A 17,594-nucleotide genomic window follows, 5' to 3' on the forward strand; every position below is an offset into this window, starting at 1 on the left:
TGAGCGATGAAGTTAACGCGCAAAACAAATGAGGCAGCAACCGCGGGTAAGCCAAGTTTAGGCATCAGCCGTCGTCAATTTATGAAGCACGCAGGTATCACCACTGGTGGCATCGCTGCAGCCTCTCTTCTCGGTACCGGCATGATGCGCCGTGCCGAAGCGAAAGATATTCCACATGACGCACCTATTGAGATTAAGCGCACCGTATGTAGTGCCTGTGCGGTCGGTTGTGGTCTATACGCTGAAGTACAAAATGGTGTTTGGACTGGTCAAGAGCCAGCATTCGATCACCCATTCAATGCTGGTGGTCACTGTGCCAAAGGCGCAGCACTGCGTGAACATGGTCACGGCGAGAAGCGTCTTAAGTACCCAATGAAGCTGGTTGACGGTAAGTGGAAAAAATTGTCTTGGGAGCAGGCTTTCAATGAAGTCGGTGACAAGATGCAAAGCATTCGTCAGGAGTCGGGTCCAGATTCACTTTATTTTATGGGTAGTGCTAAGTTTTCTAACGAAGGCTGCTACATGTACCGTAAGTTTGCGGCCATGTGGGGCACCAATAACGTCGACCACTCGGCACGTATCTGTCACTCTACCACTGTAGCTGGTGTTGCTAACACTTGGGGTTACGGTGCGCAAACTAACTCGTTTAACGACATTCAGAATGCGAACGCGATCTTCTTTATCGGTTCAAACCCTGCCGAGGCACACCCAGTTGCCATGCAGCATATTCTGATCGCGAAAGAGAAGAACAACGCTAAGATCATCGTTGTTGACCCACGTTACTCTCGCACTGCAGCACACTCTGATCTGCATTGTGCTCTGCGTCCAGGTACCGATATTCCATTCATCTACGGTATGTTGTGGCATATCTTTGAAAATGGTTGGGAAGATAAGGCCTTTATCGAGCAGCGCGTGTTCGAAATGGAATCTATTCGTGAAGAAGTGAAGAAGTTCCCACCTAAAGAAGTGGCTAACATCACTGGTTGTAGCGAAGAAGAAGTTTACCAAGCGGCTAAGCTGATGGCTGAAAACCGTCCAGGTACTGTTATTTGGTGTATGGGTGGTACTCAGCACCACGTCGGTAACGCTAACACTCGTGCCTACTGTATCCTTCAGTTAGCCTTGGGTAACATGGGTGTATCTGGCGGTGGTACTAACATCTTCCGTGGTCACGATAACGTACAGGGTGCAACTGACTTAGGTCTGCTGTTCGATAACCTTCCTGGTTACTACGGTTTGAGCTCTGGCGCCTGGGCGCACTGGAGTCATGTATGGGAGCTCGACATAAACTGGGTTAAGGGTCGCTTCGACCAAAACGAATACCTAGGTCGTGTACCAATGAACACTCCTGGTATTCCGTGTTCTCGTTGGCACGATGGCGTACTGGAAACACCAGAAAAATTAGCGCAGAAAGATCGTGTGCGTATGGCGTTCTTCTGGGGACAGTCTGTCAACACAGAAACGCGTCAGCGTGATGTGCGTGAAGCGCTAGATAAGATGGACACAGTGGTTGTTGTGGATCCATTCCCAACCATGGCTGGTGTGATGCATAACCGTAAAGATGGTGTGTATCTATTACCTGCGGCAACACAGTTTGAAACTGAAGGTTCTGTGTCTAACTCTGGTCGTAGCCAGCAGTGGCGTGAAAAAGTTATCGAGCCATTGTTTGAGTCTAAGACAGATATCGAAATCATGTATCGTCTGTCGCAAAAATTAGGCTTCGATAAAGAGTTCACTAAACGTATCGCCAAAGATGCTAAAGATATGCTGGTCATTGAAGATATTACTCGCGAAATCAACCGCGGTATGTGGACCATTGGTATGTCTGGTCAAAGCCCAGAGCGTTTGAAGCTGCACACCCAAAACTGGGGCACTTTCAGCAACAAGACACTAGAGGCAGAAGGCGGCCCTGCGAAAGGTGAAACCTACGGTCTTCCTTGGCCATGTTGGGGAACGCCTGAGCAGAAACACCCTGGTACACAGATCCTTTACAACACAAGCAAGCACGTATTGCAAGGTGGTGGTAACTTCCGTGCACGCTATGGTGTTGAATACCAAGGTAAGAACATCTTGGCCGAAGGCAGCTTCTCCAAGGGCAGCGAAATCCAAGACGGTTACCCAGAGTTCACCGACAAGATGCTTAAGCAACTTGGCTGGTGGGATGACCTGACTGCTGAAGAGAAAGCGGAAGCGGAAGGCAAGAACTGGAAGACCGACCTTTCAGGTGGTATCCAGCGTGTGGCCATGAAGCACGGTTGTATTCCATTTGGTAACGCCAAAGCGCGTTGTATCGTGTGGACTTTCCCTGATCAAGTGCCTGTACACCGTGAGCCGCTGTATACACCACGTCGTGATCTTGTGTCTAAGTACCCAACATACGATGACATGCAAGTTCACCGTCTACCGACGCTGTATAAGTCAATCCAGCAGAATGACACGGCTGCTAAGTACCCACTCGGTTTGACTTCTGGCCGTCTGGTTGAGTACGAAGGTGGTGGTGAAGAATCGCGTTCTAACCCATGGCTGGCTGAGCTACAACAAGAGATGTTTGTTGAGATCAACCCAGGTGATGCGGCAGATCGTGGCATTCGCAACGGTGACACTGTATGGCTGGAAGGCGCTGAAGGCGGCCGCATCAAGATCAAGGCGATGGTGACACCTCGTGTGAAACCAGGCGTGACTTGGATGCCATATCACTTTGCGGGTGTTATGCACGGTGAGAGCTTAGAGAATAACTATCCAGAAGGTACAGTGCCTTATGTGATTGGTGAGTCTGCAAACACGGCATTGACCTATGGTTATGACCCTGTGACGCAGATGCAAGAGACCAAAGCGTCGCTTTGTCAGATCACTAAAGCTTAAGTATCGGGAGATTTGCCAATATGGCTACAATGAAATTTTTATGTGATACCAAGCGCTGCATCGAATGTAACGGCTGTGTCACTGCATGTAAGAACGAAAACGACTCTGCATTAGAGTGGGGGATCCAACGTCGCCGCGTGGTGACCATTAATGATGGTATGCCGGGTGAAGCGTCAATTTCTGTGGCATGTATGCATTGTACCGATGCACCTTGCCAAGCGGTTTGTCCTGCAAACTGTTTCTACAAGACAGAAGATGGTCTAACGCTGCACAACAAAGACACCTGTATCGGTTGTGGTTACTGCCTATACGCTTGTCCGTTTGGTGCGCCTCAGTTCCCTAAGAAGGGGGCTTTTGGTAGCCGCGGTAAGATGGATAAGTGTACTTTCTGTGCCGGTGGTCCTGAAGAGAACCATTCAGATGCAGAGCGTCAGAAGTACGGTTCAAACCGTATTGCTGAAGGTAAGCTACCTATGTGTGCCGAGTTGTGTGCGACTAAGTCGCTACTTGCTGGTGATGCTGAGGTTATCTCAAACATCTTCCGTGAGCGTGTTGCGTACCGTGGTTCAAAAAATGCGATTTGGGGTTAATCCTCAACTTGTATAAAACCACAATAATCCATACCGAGGCAAGGCTCGGTATGGACGATAAGGATGTAATATGAACAAATGGTTCAAACAATTTGGCCTAGTATTAGCTCTAGTCGTGGGGACAGTGTTTAGTGCGTTGTCGTTTGCCCAAGATGCACCTGTGGCTAATCCTCAGGCGACAGAAGGGCAGATTTGGTCTGAGCTACAGGCGGGCGCAACGGGATACACTACCTCTCACGGTGAGTTCCATAACCAGCCGATCAACAGCTATGATCTGCGGGTACTTGAGCTTCGTAGCGATTGGCTGGCACCTGCCTTAATGGCGGCGCTGTTTGGCATGATCATCATCTTTGTACTGTTCATCAAGGTGAATGGTATCTCCAAGTTGCATCATGGCTTCTCGGGCAAGATGGTCTATCGCTGGTCGAAATTTGATGTCTCTATTCACTGGCTAGGGGCGATCCCTTGTCTGCTGTTGATCCTCACGGGGTTGACGCTACTGGCGGGACGTTTCTTCTTCCAGCCGTATCTGGGTGAAGGTTTCTGGGCTGGCTTAGTGTATGGCGCTAAGCAGATCCACGATTTCATGGCGATTCCGTTCATGATTGGTTGGGCGCTGATGACCACACTCTGGGCAAAGAACCAGCTACCTAAGATGTATGACGTTAAATGGTTCCTAGTCGTTGGTGGTTACATCAACTTCGGTCCATTTAAAGGTAAGCACCCTGATGCTGGTTTTGCTAACGCCGGTGAGAAGATGTGGTTCTGGGCCTTTGCATTATTTGGTCTGATTATTTCAGCTTCAGGTATGCTGTTACTGTTCCCGAACCTGTTCGAGCCTAGCCGTACCCTAAGTCTGATCGCTTTAGTGCTTCACTCTGTAAGTGCTATAGTTATTTGTGCTTTCTCTATCGTACATATCTTTATGGCAACCGTGATGTCTGAAGGCGGTATGGAGTGTATGGTATCTGGTTACTGTGATGAGAACTGGGCAAGCCAACATCACAATCTTTGGTATGACGAGATCAAAGAAAACGGTACGCTTAAATATAGAGAGTAGTTGCTTAAGCAAGCCCTAGAAATAAAACACCTTGTCATAAAATTGATAAGGTGTTTTTTTTAAGCACAAATGAGCGTTTTGATCAAATACTGTTCGATTCTTAAGTGGTATTTTTGTATTTATTGTAAGTTTTCTGAATAAAAAATAAACTGTAATTACGTGCTAACGAGGATAAATGAGATGGACTTTTTTTTATCGAAATGAACTTTCTAATATTTAGTGTCAAGCGGCTTATCGTTTATCTGACTTTCGGGGCGTCTCTGTTCCTACCGCAGTCTTATGCTGAAGATGTTTTTTTTATTAATAATGCAGCATCTAAACATGATCAACGATATCAATATTCCTATGAGCTTTTAGAGCTGATCATTGAAGCCACCAACTCCGATTTTGGCGAGGGTTCTATGCAGATTTCAAACATAGTTATGAGTAGAAATCGGACCTTCAGAGAGCTGCAAGAGGGGGGGAATGTTAATGTCGTAGCAGAAGCGGCTAATTCATTATGGAATGAGAAGTTAATCCCCATAATGATTCCTATCCGTCGGGGTATTCAGGGCTTTAGGCTATTTATTATTAAACAGGAAAATCAAGCTATATTGGCTGACATCACCACACTAACACAGCTAATGTCGCTCGAAACTGGTTCTGGGAGCCAATGGTCGACTAAAGTTGCCATGCAACAGGCTGGGTTTGAGGTGATTGAAAGTACACAATACGATAGCTTGTTCAATATGTTGTCTAAAGGGCGGTTTGTAACATTTGGTCGAGGGGTGAATGAAGTCTTTCTCGAAATTAAGCGATTTAAGCAGTACTATCCAGATTTTGTCGTTGATGAATACATTGCTTTACACATACCGCTAGCGACCTATTATTACGTTTCACCTAGCAAGCCACGGTTGGCTAAGAGGATAAAGATTGGTCTTCAAAGAATTATTGATAATGGCCAATTTGAACAACTGTTTTATCGACATCACTGCGACAGTTTGCTTGCAAGTAAGTTAAATGAACGACGAATCTTTAAAATCAACAACCCTCATGTGTCGGAAGTGCAAATGGCTTCGATTGTCGGCGAAGCATTTTTATTAAACCCACAAGATGACTTTTCTATCTTGTGTCAAAAGTATCGCTAAGCTCCAGACTCTTCACCACCACCACCATCACCAACAACAAATAACAAGCACCAAAAACAGCTATAAGCCACTGTTTGCAATTCTTCCAAATCATTAAATATTATGACTATAAATCGCAAAGTAACTCTGCCTGCGGTGAGGTGGCTCATTTTATCCTAAGCTCAAGGTATCTTTAGGGCATGGAAAGGAGCCGAAATGGAACATAAGTTGGTACGAGATAGCATGGGGGAGGTCAAGATCCCTGTGGATGCACTATATGGTGCTCAAACGGCAAGAGCGATAAGTAATTTTCCCATTAGCGGCCACTCGATGCCACGAGATTTTATTCGGGCATTGCTGCTGGCGAAACTTGCCGCGGCCGAGGCAAATGCGGACCTAAAATTACTGGACCAGCAGATCACCAAGGCTATCGCCGAAGCGGTGCAGCAGTTGCTGGCAGACCCAAATATGATGAGACATTTTCCTATCGATGTTTTTCAAACAGGTTCAGCGACCAGTACCAATATGAATGCCAATGAGGTATTGGCCACATTGGTATCGACCAAGTTAGGGCGGCCGATACATGCCAATGATGTGATTAATATGGGTCAGAGCAGCAATGACATCATTCCCACTAGTATCCACATTAGTGCTTTACTCGCCTTAGAGCATTCGTTGTTACCGTCTTTAACATTGCTGGCAGAAACGACCAGGAAAAAGGCGTTGCAGTTGAGTGATCATACAAAAACGGGGCGCACTCATCTAATGGATGCAATGCCGGTGCGTTTTGATCAGGTGCTCAATGGTTGGGCGAGTCAAATTGAGCAATGTAGTGATATGTTAAAGACGCTACGTCAGCCTTTGTCGGCGCTTGCTCAAGGTGGAACTGCCGTTGGCACTGGCGTGAACACTCATAAAGATTTTGGGCGTATCTTCTGTGAAAAATTAGCTGTACTGACTCGAGTGGATTTCCATCCTGCTGACAATCTGTTTAGTCGTATGGGAAGTCATGATACTGCGGTGTCCTTGTCTGGTCAGCTCAAGGCCACTGCAGTTGCGATTATGAAGATCAGCAATGATCTGCGCTGGATGAACTCAGGGCCGCTAGCGGGCCTTAACGAGATAGTGTTAGAGCCGCTGCAGCCAGGATCTTCCATTATGCCCGGGAAAATTAACCCCGTGATCCCAGAGGCGGCTTGTATGGTGGCGGCACAAGTGATGGGCAATGATACAGCTATAACCATTGGCGGCCAGTCTGGGAATTTTGAGCTAAACGTAATGCAACCACTCATTGCGGCGAATCTATTACATAGTATTGAGATATTGAGTAATGTTAGTCGGCTATTAGCAAATAAGGCGATAGCCAGTTTTACTGTCAATCAGGCAAAACTAGAGGAGTCTTTGATTCGCAACCCGATCTTGGTGACAGCGTTAACTCCTCGCGTCGGTTATGTGCTGGCAGCGAAGATCGTTAAACAAGCCTATCAACAACAGCGTCCTATCATTGAGGTTGCAGAAGAGCTAACCGATTTGAGCCGTGAGGAGTTAACAAAGCTGCTCGATCCACAGCGGCTGACCTATGGTGGGCTTGCCGAGTAACCCTGAACGCAAAAGAGACTGATTAAGATCAGTCTCTTCTTTGAAGTGGTTTAGACTGCTTGTTTTACCAAGCTTTTTCTAAAATCTCGCGGCTAATATCTAACCCTAGATCGCCAGACTCTGATAGCGCCGTCATGCCATGAGCTTCCAGAGCGTTAATGATATCGTCAATCTGTTCTTTGGTTATATCATAATCACGTAGGCGTGTTTTGAGCCCTACTTGCTGGAAGAAAGCTTCGGTTTTTACAATCGCCTGCTCAACTCGGCTGTCTTCATCACCTTCGGTGATGTCCCATACTCGCTCTGCGTATTGCAGTAACTTAGCGTGCTTCTGGGCTTTACGTACACGCCAAACTGATGGCAATACGGCTGCCAGAGTTTGTGCATGATCGATATGGAACAGTGCCGTGAGTTCATGACCTATCACGTGTGTGGTCCAATCGAATGGCACGCCAACAGCTATCATGCCGTTAAGGGCTGAAGTGGCGCTCCACATTAAGTTCGCGCGCGCCTGATAGTTTTCTGGTTCGGCTACTGTAATGGGGCCAATTTCGATCAGAGTGCGCATAATCCCTTCTGCCATTCTGTCTTGTACTCGGCCATCGGCTGGGTAAGTCGCGTATTGCTCAAGCACATGAACGAATGCATCGACAACACCGTTAGCCACTTGAATTTTAGGTAAGCTGAAGGTGAGTGTTGGGTCGAGAATCGAAAAGGTAGGATAGACGCTTGGATGGTTAACAGAGTACTTGCCATTTTGGTAGCTTATTACCCCAAAGGCATTCATTTCTGAACCCGTTGCAGGCAAAGTTGCAATAGTACCCAGTGGTAGCACATCTTTAGCATCCACTGGAGCCGGAGCTAATCCGTGGAATAGCAAACTGCTGCTATCGCCTGAAAACTTGGTTGCTAGGGCAATAAATTTAGTGCCATCCATTACGGAACCGCCACCGACAGCCAATAAGAAATCAACCGATTCTTTGCGTGCGAGCTCTGCTGCTTGGATTAAGGTTTCATATTTAGGGTTTGTTTCAATTCCACCAAATTCAATGACGGTGCGCGAACCAAGCGCAGAAATGACTTTGTCTAATGTGCCAAAACGTTTAACGCTGCCGCCACCATAGGTGACCATTACGCGAGCGTCAGCAGGAATGAGCTTATCGAGTTCGGCAATTCTATCTTTACCAAAAACGATGTGTGTGGGGTTGCGATAGTCAAAATTAAGCATAGTCATTACCTTGTTTAGCAAGCTGTAAAATCTGAGGTTAATGTTAGTTGAGTTTGAGTAAATAGAAATACCTATTGCTGGAGTTGGCTTGCCTATTCCTATCTTTATTACTTGATAATGACGTATTTGCCGTAAATTTGATGCATTTTCCTGTTTTGGTGATATGGTTTTATCAATTGAATAGGGGGCGTGATGAGTCGTATTGCAAATTTGATGATGTCGTTAGCGGCAAAAGAGGGCGTTAATGATACTGCCGTTGAGGGGATCAAGGTGTTTCGCAGCTCAACCTATGGCTCTCGCGGACCTATGTGTTATTCCCAAGGTATCCTGATTGTGGGTCAGGGCAAGAAGCGGGTGTATTTAGACGACAAGGTACTCGACTACGATCCGCACAACTCTTTGGTGATGACGGTGCCGATGCCAGTTGAATGTGAAACATTTGCGTCGGTCGAAGAGCCCGTATTAGTACTAATGATCGATATCGATTTAGCTCAGCTTAATCAGCTTATTCGCGTGATGGACGAGTATAACAAGGTGCCAAAAGATCTTAATGAGTCGCGTCAGTCTGGTTATTTTGTCGCAGCTAATAGTGAAGATATGGAGTGCTGTGTCGAACGCTTGTTATTGGCGCTGCAATCGCCACTAGAGGCGCAGGTTTTGGGTAAACCTATGTTGCTGGAGCTATTATATCGTCTTTTAAGTTTGCCTAATGCGGCACCGTTGTATGCGTTAGCGTTAAGTCATACTCGCTTGTCACGTATTGATAAGGCGTTGAGCTTTTTACATCGAAATTATGGTGATAGCGTCGAAGTAGAGCAGCTTGCCGCCTTGGTTAACATGAGTCCTTCTGCATTTCATCGCTGTTTTAAAGAGGTTACAGCCTCTTCGCCGATTCAGTATTTAAAGAAAATACGGCTTAACAAAGCAAGAGAGCTACTCCAACAGCAAAAAATGAAGGTAAAAGAGGTGGCTATAGAGGTTGGCTATGAGAGTGCAGCACAATTTAGTCGAGAGTTTAAGCGCTATTTCAATCAGAGTCCGGGCGAGTGTGCCCGGCTCTAGTTGTAACGATTGGACCTATTGCTGTGGGATGAAAATCACAGCTTAATACACTGTAGTAACACCACGAAAGGTGGCATGTTGTTATGGGCTATGCTGTGGCCTTCTGGTTCTGTGCGGCGCTTTTGGTGTTGACGCATACCAACATCATCACCTTCTCCCGTCGCGTACTCAGGCTCATTTCCCGAGTCATAGTAGTACCAATCATCGTAGACGTGGGTATGTTTTGGCAATTCTTGTATCGTCAGCTTGTGCTTCTCGGTTCCGCCAATGGTATTGAGTTTACGCACTGACAGGTCATTGTCTTGGTTATTTACCGCCAGCGGAAAACGACCGCGGCCTTTATCATAGGCCTGCCAACCTTCTGGGCATGACGCGAGATCGAAATAGGCGATAGTCTTGGTTGGAATGATGCTTCCCGCATTGGCTATCTGCTTACTTAGGGCTGCAAGTTGTTGACTATTGGCGACGTTGGCTTTCTGTAGTTCTGTGTACTTTAGATAGCCAAACAGCGCGAGTGCCGCGGTGAGTATAACTGTAAAGAGTAGGTTCCATTTCATTGTAGACGTCCTTGTATGATCCATCTTCGCCAGCATAGAACAGAGAAGATGAATTTTATTTTATTGTTTTTATTAGCTTAAATTACGCCATTCATTTCCATTCCGCAAGGATTGACGCGCTAGCAAGGTAAGCATTTTTTACCTCCTCCCATCTGAGTGACACTTTTGAAGTATTACTGTTAATTATTTTTACCTAAAGTATGACATGCTTAACAATTATTTGGTTAATCGGGTGCTAGGTGTTGTAACTCGAAGCCAGTTCACGTTTTATATGTCTTGTAAATGATACTTTTGTGTTCCGCAAAAGGATGTGTATCTCTTTTAAGTCTTATTTATTCAATGGCTTTGCAACTCAAGGTCTGGTTCAGTTAGGAATTACTATGTCGTCAATTGTTCAAGCGGTTTCTGGTGGATTGATCAAGCCGTATCAAGCCAATATTACCGTCCCCAACTGGATGCTAAGCTCGATGGAACGAGTGATGCAGTATTATGTCGATAAGAATTTGCGACTCGATACTCAATCTGCATCGATGATGCCTGCACCTATAGAAGGCAAGAAGTACATGTTGTATGCCCATGTGCCTTTTTGTCATACGCTCTGCTCTTTTTGCACTTTCCACCGCTTCCTGTTTAAAGAGGATAAGGCGCGTGCCTATTTCATCTCCCTGCGCAAAGAGATGGATATGGTGAAATCCTTAGGTTATGACTTTGAATCTATGTATATCGGTGGCGGCACGACAACCGTATTGGAAGATGAGCTGGCACGCACCATAGAACATGCGAAAAAGCTCTTTCCTAGCATTAAAGAGGTGTCGTGTGAATCAGATCCACAGCATCTCGATAGCCCTGGTTTTAAGTTGCTCGAAGGCTTAGTGGATCGTATGTCTATCGGCGTTCAAAGCTTTAATGATGACATTTTAGCGATGACAGATCGTTTAGAGAAATTCGGTTCTGGTCAACAGACTTTTGACAAGATCATGGCGGCTAAAGAGCTATTTCCAATTATCAATGTGGATTTAATCTTCGGCTTTAGAGGTCAAACCGATGAGGTGATTCAGCACGATTTGGATATGGCCTCACGCTTAGACCCTCGCCAAATTACCACCTATCCTTTGATGATCACTCATCAAACTCGTAAGAGCGTTAAAGGTAAGCTTGCCGCGCCTCAGGGGGATATGACGCGTCAGTACACTCAAATCCTAAACAGTCTGACGGGTCAATATAATCAGTTGTCAGCTTGGGCATTTGGTAAGGCCAACAACGAAGGCTTCGATGAGTATGTGATCGATTACGACGAGTATCTAGGTGTCGGCTCTGGATCATTTAGTTTCCTGAACGACACCCTGTATGTGAATAACTTCTCTCTGCGCAAGTATCAGGAAAACATTGCCGCAGGTCGTATGGGGGTTGAGCAGCAGAAGAACTATAGCAAGAAAGATGTGATGCAGTATCGCTTCTTATTGGGCATGTTCTCTGGGCGTCTATCACGTAAATATTTCCGTGAAACCTTTGGTGTTAATCTCGACTTTGCTCTGTTTAAAGAGATGACCTCGATGAAGGCGATCGGTGCCATCAAGAATGATCCTAGCGATCCCGATAACCTGATCGTTACAGATAATGGTAAGATGATGGGCCTCTTGATGATGAAAGAGTTCTACTCAGGCATGGATAACGTGCGGGCGCAGCTGCGTAAGCCGCTTAAGCCCTGTGATATGTAAGGGGCATTTGCCATCTGAGCTAAAGAGGCTGATCATAGATCAGCCTTTTTTATTGCCGGAGCCTTACCAATGCAGGCCTTTGAATCCCTGTTTGCACAATTTCTACAAGGTATCACACCAAGCGATGCTGCCCATGACCTGCAGCATGTTACCCGTGTGGTGAAAACGGCCAAGCGCCTGCGCGCAAGCGAATCTGCCTGCGCCGAAGTGGTGGTGCCTGCGGCTTGGTTGCATGACTGTGTGGCTTTGGCCAAAGACGATCCTCAGCGTCACCTCAGCTCAACCTTGGCTGCCCACAAGGCGATCGCTTTTCTCACCGAGGTTGGCTATCCAGAGCAGTATTTGGCGGCGATTCATCATGCCATTTTAGCCCACAGCTATAGTGCTGGTATCGCCCCCGAAACGCTGGAAGCCAAGATAGTGCAAGACGCCGACAGGCTAGATGCTCTGGGCGCCATTGGCGTGGTGCGTTGCCTGCAGGTGGGCACCTCTTTGGGGCGAGCCCTGTATCATTCGGAAGATCCCTTATGCCACTCTAGAGTGGTGGATGATAGCCGCTACACCTTAGATCACTTTAAACAGAAGCTGTATACCTTAGCCGATACCATGCAAACTGCGGCCGCGAGAGAGGAGGCGAAGCATCGTACCAGAGTGATGCAAGACTTTCTCGCGCAGTTGGCCGAGGAGATTTAAATAAGCTTTTTAGGCTGTCAGGGTGAATAATCACTAGGCTTTGCAGCGTCGTTGTGAATAGGGTAGTTTGGTGACTTCTTTATTTTGTACAGGGAAATCAGATGATAGTACGTATAGGTGAATTTCAGGCCGCCACAGGTCAGGCTGACGAATTAAAGGCCTTCCTTTTATCTTTAAGTGATTATATTTGCGCATCGCCCGGCTGCCTCAGTTACGAAGTCTTGTGTCCGCTCGATGAAGTAGGGCGCTTCGTGGTGGTCGAGCGTTGGGCGTCTGCCGAGCAGCACCGCGCCTCGGTGCAGGCTTACCCCAGTGACAAGATGCAAGAGGCCATGGCGCTCTTCGCCGCGCCGCCAAGCGGCAGCTATTACGCGCTGGCTTAGCTGAAGCGAAGGCAACAGAGATGATCTACTTTGAGACACAGCGGCTGCTCTGCCGCACCTTTGAATTGGCGTATGTAGACGCCAAAGGGCGCCTACATTACCTTAATGGCTGATGTGCCAGCCCTTTACCTGAAATGTGGCTTTGAATACTCGCGACCGGCGAGTGAAGGCATGTATCTGCAGCAGCCTTAATTAGTTGAGCTGGCCTTCAGGCCTTGATATAAATGAAGCTCGGCAGGCCCCGTTTATTTAGGTTGTGGGCCTATAACCTCATTCTTGTTTAGGCGATCTTATCTTCTGTTGATCCGCTATTACCCGGAGCATTCATGGCCAATATCTTGCTGGTTGCCAATCTTAATTGTGATCGTATCCTTAGGCTCAATAAACCGTTAGAGATGGGTGGACGTTTCCATTATCAAGATGGTGGGCTGAGGCTCGGGGGCGGTGGTGCCAATACGGGTATTGGACTCGTGTGGGCTGGACATGATGTTGGATTAGTCAGTCAAGTTGGGCGAGACAAAATTGGTGACTGGCTGCTTGCTGAGGCCAGCACAATGGGGATCGATTGCCGCCTAATACAGCGCTATGAACAAAATACTTGTGAGATGTTGTTGGTGATGACCCCTGATGGCGAGCGCACTATTATTCGTCCTGAACGTCCCATATTTGAATTAGCAGCACCACCTAAATGGTCTCAGTGGGATGCGCTCTATATTAATTCCTCTGCAGAAGGGGCCGTTAGCTGGGCTAAGACGGCACTAAATGACTGTTTAGTATTGGCCCAATTAGCGAAAGATAATAGACCTAGGCCTTGTCACTATTTAATTGCGTCGAAGTCTGATATGGCAGGTCGTAGTGATCTATCGCCTTGGGAGTATGGGTTAACCATCGCAGGTGAAAGCTTGTGCGGCTTTATCATCACAGATGGTGAATCTGGTGCAATGCTTTACCAAGCCGACGGTGAGGCGGTAGTTGCTGCACAGCCCGCTGACGTGGTTGACACCACTGGTGCTGGAGATGCGTATGCCGCTGGGTTAATCCATGGCTTAATGCTAGGTGAGAGTGTTATTGAGGCGATGGAGGAGGGGGCTCGTTGGGCCGCCTTCGCTGTTGCCACTCAAAGCTCTATTCCTGGCAAAGGGCTAAAGCAATACCTATCTGTTTAAGCAAGGTGATATTGTCATTATAGTGTCACGCAGCGTGATTAAAGTGTTTATATAGGTCGCAAGTCACTCCCTGACCTTGTTATGTATAGCTTCTTTCTAACATTGATTTTTTTCTGTTCTCGCCCCGATATCCTAGGGGCTTTTTTTTGTGTCAATGACACTCGACGATGATGAGTATGTGGGGTGCCGACTTTGCCGTTGAAACTGTCATCAAGGAAAATCTATTCAACCACAGTTATAGCCTTGGACTTGTATTATCGAGTTCAAATAAAAACTAAGCTCGAAAGATCAACAAACCCGACTAAGAATTGATGGATTAATCACTATAAAATCATTATCTTCTATACCTGCATATTGGAATGTAGCCCTCTACTTTTTGGTTAATAAGACCGAAGAGACAATGGCGAATAGCGGCTGAGTCTGGCTAGACCATAGCTAAAGTAGTGGCATAGGATGCTTTATGATAAAACCAATGATAGAAAGAATATCGGGATTGTATGCTGGTGATGAGTCAAAGCAGTTTGATGGCGTCAGCAGTATGATAGATGCTAAGCAACCGCGGCAGCAATTGGTTGTGGGTGAGTTAACCGTTGAGCATGACTCTCAATCAGATCCCAAGCATCATGGTGGTGTCGACCGCGTATTACATCACTTTCCTCGTGAGCATTATGGTCAGTATCGCCGCTGGGATATGATGAGTGGCTTTAAAGATGCGCCAGCTATGGGAGAAAACATTAGTACCGTTGGGCTTGATGAAACCATGGTGAATATCGGTGATATTCTGGCAATCGGTGAGGTTATTGTGCAAGTTACCCAGCCCCGCTCCCCCTGCTTTAAGCTTAATCACCAGTTTGGCCATACCGAGTTTGCCTTGGCGATGCAGACCAGTGGGTTATGTGGTTGGTTTTATCGCATTTTAACTCCAGGGGTGATTAACTCAAGCGATGGTATATCTCTCGTTGGACGCCACAGCGATATCACCGTGCGTCACGCTATGGCAATTTACTTTGCTACGGAATTTAATGCTGTTGAATATGACAGGCTTGTTTGTTGCGAAGGCTTGGCCCAATCTTGGGTGACGAGTTTGCAGCGACGTTTGCAGAATAAAAAAATAGAGCCTTGGCAAATGCGCCTTTTTGGTGCTGATAGCTAGGGTATATGAGTAACATATTTCAAATAATAGATGAATAATCAAGGAGGTAAATTCGTGGCGGAGTATGGTGAATTAGCGAGAGATGATAAGAATATGGGCGTGGCGGTACATCTTGCCAGCTTTTCAGGTTATCTCATTCCATTAGGGTCTATTTTGGGGCCTTTGATTGTATGGTTGATGAAGCGAGAAGAGATTGAGTTTGTTGATCAATGTGGTCGCAACTGTTTGAATTTTAAGATTAGTGTCATGATATATGCGATGATAAGTATGATCTTAATGTTTGTCGGTATTGGCTTTCTCTTGCTGGGTATTTTGGCCATTTTTGATATTGTAGTGACGATTATTGCCGCCATGAAGGCGAGCGAGGGGATTAGTTATCAATATCCTCTGTCGATAAAGTTTTTTAAGCCCGAGTGAACTTGATTTGTCGTTAGAGAAAAAAAGCCCGTGTTAAGCGGGCTTTTTTAGTTTTAATCTTAGTTACACTTTAAAACCAGCGACTAAGGCATCTAACCTAAGCGCCAATTGATTTAACGACTGACTCGCTTGTGCCACAGCTTGCGAAGTCTCAGTGGTTCTTTGAGTGATTTCGCTGATCTCGGTGACGTTACGATTAATATCTTCAACAACGGTAGACTGCTCTTCCGTCGCGGCGGCCACTTGAATATTCATGTCGCTAATGGCTCCTATTTGTTGGGTAATCTCGCTGAGAGAATGGCTCGCTTCATCTACCGCTTCTACGCCCTCTTGGCTACGACTCTTACTTTGCGTCATGGCCTGCACAGCTCTGGCTGCTTCGGCTTGCAGATTATCGATCATCTTCTGTACTTCATCGGTGGAGTCAGCAGTACGAGAGGCCAGATTACGTACCTCTTCTGCGACGACAGCAAATCCTCGGCCAGCCTCACCAGCACGAGCAGCCTCAATGGCCGCGTTAAGTGCTAACAAGTTGGTTTGCTCGGAAACGGCCCTAATCACATCCAAAATACTGCCAATAGAGGTGGTGTGAGTCGCAAGAGATTCGATAACATTGCCAACTTGTTCAACATCTTTTGATAGCTGATTTATGGTATCCCGAGCACGAGTGACGACAACCTGACCTGCATTCGATTCGTCGTCAGCTTCTTTTGCGTTATCGGCGGCTTGGGCTGCATTACCAGCGATTTCATGAACAGTGGCCCCCATTTCATTTATCGCTGTCACCACCATCATGGTTTGATCTTTTTGCAGCTGGCTGTCATCTAAAGTCTGTTGTGCTTGTTCGGCAACATCTTTAGCCGCCTGACTCAACTGCACGCTGGTGTCGGTCACTTCAATAATAGAGCGCTGGATCTTTTCTATGAAGCTATTAAAACCTTTGGCTAGCTGCGTGAGCTCATCATTTCCTTCGACGGGTAAGCGTTGGCGAAGATCACCTTCACCTTGGCCGATATCTTGTAGCATGTCAGCGACTTTTGCGATGGGCTTACTGACTGAACTGGCGACAAACGTAGAGAGACCGATAAATACAACGGCGATAACCAAGGTCGAAAGTAAGATTTTAAAAGCAGACTCTTCAAGTAAGGCGAACACCTCGCTTTCTGGAACCTCTGCGATTAGATACCAGTCCATTGAGGGAATATAACTACTGGCCACTAACATCGACTTACCATCAACTTCGGTTCTGGTGAGGTTAAAATTGCTTCGAGATAGCAGTGAGTTGGTATTTGCCTCTGGATAGAGTGAAGCTAAGCTGGCTTGGCCTATTTGACTGGTATTTTGATGGAGTTTTACTTGTCCTTTTGCATCGACAAGGTAGACAAATCCGCTATCTTCAATTTTAAATGAGCCCAATAGGCGCACCATATCATCGAGGGATTTTGCTAGGCCGACTAAACCTCTATCATTGGGTTGTTGATAGTTGATAAACAGTTTTACTTCGCCGTTGGCCTCGGTAAAGACGTTCAACATACGCTCTTGGCCGCTATCGCGATAACCGAAGAACCAGCCATCTTGATCTGGTGTCAAGACTCGCAAGAAACCATCTTGGGTGTAATAGGCCGCGGTTTCCCGATCGGCATAGGAGGCCTGTGCAAGTTTATATTGCTTCTGCAGCCCTTTGAGTTGGTCGATGACCAGTGACTCACTTTTTTCTGGACGTCCTTCGACTAGCCACTGTTTAAGCATTTTACTGTTGGCTAATTGCTCTGCTGCATTCATTAACACAGAGATATCCATTTCGACTTTATTTCGGATAGCGTGCAAAGTGTTGGGGAGCTCAGAAGTCAGCATTCGCTGTTCGACAACCTCTTTAGCACTGCGCTGGCTGAGTACGCCTACCAGTACAGTTGAGAGCAGCACCGCAACGGTTACCGTTAACAATATTTTTTGTTTGATCGTTAGCATATTAAGCTTCATTGTGTTTACTCACATCTACA

At 46.5% G+C, this 17,594-nt stretch carries 15 protein-coding genes; 12 read left to right on the forward strand and 3 right to left on the reverse strand.

The features are described from left to right. Positions 1-6: 6 nt before the first annotated feature. From K0I62_RS00300 to K0I62_RS00320, 5 genes are all read left to right on the forward strand, one after another. On the forward strand, positions 7-2,862 hold the full coding sequence (locus K0I62_RS00300) for a molybdopterin-dependent oxidoreductase (RefSeq protein WP_220069633.1): 2,856 nt from the start codon (positions 7-9) through the stop codon (positions 2,860-2,862). A 20-nt stretch (positions 2,863-2,882) separates the two neighbouring features. After that, positions 2,883-3,452 (forward strand): formate dehydrogenase FDH3 subunit beta, encoded by a 570-nt coding sequence (gene fdh3B, locus K0I62_RS00305; protein WP_028763401.1) that lies wholly within the window; start codon positions 2,883-2,885, stop codon positions 3,450-3,452. Between the two features lie 70 nt (positions 3,453-3,522). Next, the gene (locus K0I62_RS00310) at positions 3,523-4,512 is read left to right on the forward strand and encodes a formate dehydrogenase subunit gamma (protein WP_220069634.1); all 990 of its coding nucleotides are present in this window, start codon (positions 3,523-3,525) and stop codon (positions 4,510-4,512) included. A 200-nt stretch (positions 4,513-4,712) separates the two neighbouring features. Continuing rightward, the gene (locus K0I62_RS00315; protein ID WP_220069635.1) at positions 4,713-5,639 is read left to right on the forward strand and encodes a hypothetical protein; all 927 of its coding nucleotides are present in this window, start codon (positions 4,713-4,715) and stop codon (positions 5,637-5,639) included. Between the two features lie 195 nt (positions 5,640-5,834). Further along, entirely contained in the window at positions 5,835-7,217 is a 1,383-nt protein-coding gene (locus tag K0I62_RS00320; protein WP_220069636.1) for a class II fumarate hydratase, read from the forward strand. 64 nt (positions 7,218-7,281) lie between these two features. On the opposite strand, the gene K0I62_RS00325 is transcribed toward K0I62_RS00320, so the two are convergent. Further along, the gene (locus K0I62_RS00325) at positions 7,282-8,445 is read right to left on the reverse strand and encodes an iron-containing alcohol dehydrogenase (protein WP_220069637.1); all 1,164 of its coding nucleotides are present in this window, start codon (positions 8,443-8,445) and stop codon (positions 7,282-7,284) included. Positions 8,446-8,637: 192 nt separating this feature from the next. Between K0I62_RS00325 and K0I62_RS00330 the strand changes: the two genes are divergently transcribed. Continuing rightward, complete coding sequence (locus K0I62_RS00330; RefSeq protein WP_220069638.1) at positions 8,638-9,507, forward strand: AraC family transcriptional regulator; 870 nt, start codon at positions 8,638-8,640, stop codon at positions 9,505-9,507. Between the two features lie 35 nt (positions 9,508-9,542). Here the strand turns inward: K0I62_RS00330 and K0I62_RS00335 are convergent, their stop codons facing one another. Further along, positions 9,543-10,064, reverse strand: coding sequence for a phage baseplate protein (locus K0I62_RS00335; RefSeq protein ID WP_220069639.1), 522 nt, complete (start codon positions 10,062-10,064; stop codon positions 9,543-9,545). 380 nt (positions 10,065-10,444) lie between these two features. Between K0I62_RS00335 and K0I62_RS00340 the strand changes: the two genes are divergently transcribed. The 6 genes from K0I62_RS00340 to K0I62_RS00365 all read left to right on the forward strand — a co-directional run bounded on the left by K0I62_RS00340 (position 10,445) and on the right by K0I62_RS00365 (position 15,594). Further along, complete coding sequence (locus K0I62_RS00340) at positions 10,445-11,782, forward strand: coproporphyrinogen III oxidase family protein (RefSeq protein ID WP_220069640.1); 1,338 nt, start codon at positions 10,445-10,447, stop codon at positions 11,780-11,782. A 69-nt stretch (positions 11,783-11,851) separates the two neighbouring features. Then, positions 11,852-12,475: an HD domain-containing protein gene (locus tag K0I62_RS00345; RefSeq protein WP_220069641.1), complete on the forward strand. Its 624-nt coding sequence runs from the start codon at positions 11,852-11,854 to the stop codon at positions 12,473-12,475. 101 nt (positions 12,476-12,576) lie between these two features. Continuing rightward, positions 12,577-12,858 (forward strand): putative quinol monooxygenase, encoded by a 282-nt coding sequence (locus K0I62_RS00350; RefSeq protein ID WP_088903504.1) that lies wholly within the window; start codon positions 12,577-12,579, stop codon positions 12,856-12,858. A 326-nt stretch (positions 12,859-13,184) separates the two neighbouring features. Beyond that, positions 13,185-14,024, forward strand: a complete 840-nt coding sequence (locus K0I62_RS00355; RefSeq protein WP_220069642.1) for a PfkB family carbohydrate kinase — start codon at positions 13,185-13,187, stop codon at positions 14,022-14,024. A 460-nt stretch (positions 14,025-14,484) separates the two neighbouring features. After that, positions 14,485-15,177, forward strand: a complete 693-nt coding sequence (locus tag K0I62_RS00360; RefSeq protein ID WP_220069643.1) for an MOSC domain-containing protein — start codon at positions 14,485-14,487, stop codon at positions 15,175-15,177. Positions 15,178-15,270: 93 nt separating this feature from the next. After that, the gene (locus K0I62_RS00365) at positions 15,271-15,594 is read left to right on the forward strand and encodes a DUF4870 domain-containing protein (RefSeq protein WP_220071230.1); all 324 of its coding nucleotides are present in this window, start codon (positions 15,271-15,273) and stop codon (positions 15,592-15,594) included. A 63-nt stretch (positions 15,595-15,657) separates the two neighbouring features. Here K0I62_RS00365 and K0I62_RS00370 read toward each other — a convergent pair whose 3' ends face one another. Continuing rightward, complete coding sequence (locus K0I62_RS00370) at positions 15,658-17,574, reverse strand: methyl-accepting chemotaxis protein (RefSeq protein ID WP_220069644.1); 1,917 nt, start codon at positions 17,572-17,574, stop codon at positions 15,658-15,660. Positions 17,575-17,594: the final 20 nt, after the last annotated feature.

The sequence above is a fragment of the Shewanella psychrotolerans genome (genome assembly GCF_019457595.1).
Classification (GTDB): domain Bacteria; phylum Pseudomonadota; class Gammaproteobacteria; order Enterobacterales; family Shewanellaceae; genus Shewanella; species Shewanella psychrotolerans.

Bases quoted from the DNA above. Each gene is read 5' to 3' on its own strand.
- K0I62_RS00300 (WP_220069633.1), top strand. From the start codon at position 7: ATGAAGTTAACGCGCAAAACAAATGAGGCAGCAACCGCGGGTAAGCCA.
- fdh3B (WP_028763401.1), top strand. From the start codon at position 2,883: ATGGCTACAATGAAATTTTTATGTGATACCAAGCGCTGCATCGAATGT.
- K0I62_RS00310 (WP_220069634.1), top strand. From the start codon at position 3,523: ATGAACAAATGGTTCAAACAATTTGGCCTAGTATTAGCTCTAGTCGTG.
- K0I62_RS00315 (WP_220069635.1), top strand. From the start codon at position 4,713: ATGAACTTTCTAATATTTAGTGTCAAGCGGCTTATCGTTTATCTGACT.
- K0I62_RS00320 (WP_220069636.1), top strand. From the start codon at position 5,835: ATGGAACATAAGTTGGTACGAGATAGCATGGGGGAGGTCAAGATCCCT.
- K0I62_RS00325 (WP_220069637.1), bottom strand. From the start codon at position 8,445: ATGCTTAATTTTGACTATCGCAACCCCACACACATCGTTTTTGGTAAA.
- K0I62_RS00330 (WP_220069638.1), top strand. From the start codon at position 8,638: ATGAGTCGTATTGCAAATTTGATGATGTCGTTAGCGGCAAAAGAGGGC.
- K0I62_RS00335 (WP_220069639.1), bottom strand. From the start codon at position 10,064: ATGAAATGGAACCTACTCTTTACAGTTATACTCACCGCGGCACTCGCG.
- K0I62_RS00340 (WP_220069640.1), top strand. From the start codon at position 10,445: ATGTCGTCAATTGTTCAAGCGGTTTCTGGTGGATTGATCAAGCCGTAT.
- K0I62_RS00345 (WP_220069641.1), top strand. From the start codon at position 11,852: ATGCAGGCCTTTGAATCCCTGTTTGCACAATTTCTACAAGGTATCACA.
- K0I62_RS00350 (WP_088903504.1), top strand. From the start codon at position 12,577: ATGATAGTACGTATAGGTGAATTTCAGGCCGCCACAGGTCAGGCTGAC.
- K0I62_RS00355 (WP_220069642.1), top strand. From the start codon at position 13,185: ATGGCCAATATCTTGCTGGTTGCCAATCTTAATTGTGATCGTATCCTT.
- K0I62_RS00360 (WP_220069643.1), top strand. From the start codon at position 14,485: ATGATAAAACCAATGATAGAAAGAATATCGGGATTGTATGCTGGTGAT.
- K0I62_RS00365 (WP_220071230.1), top strand. From the start codon at position 15,271: ATGGGCGTGGCGGTACATCTTGCCAGCTTTTCAGGTTATCTCATTCCA.
- K0I62_RS00370 (WP_220069644.1), bottom strand. From the start codon at position 17,574: ATGAAGCTTAATATGCTAACGATCAAACAAAAAATATTGTTAACGGTA.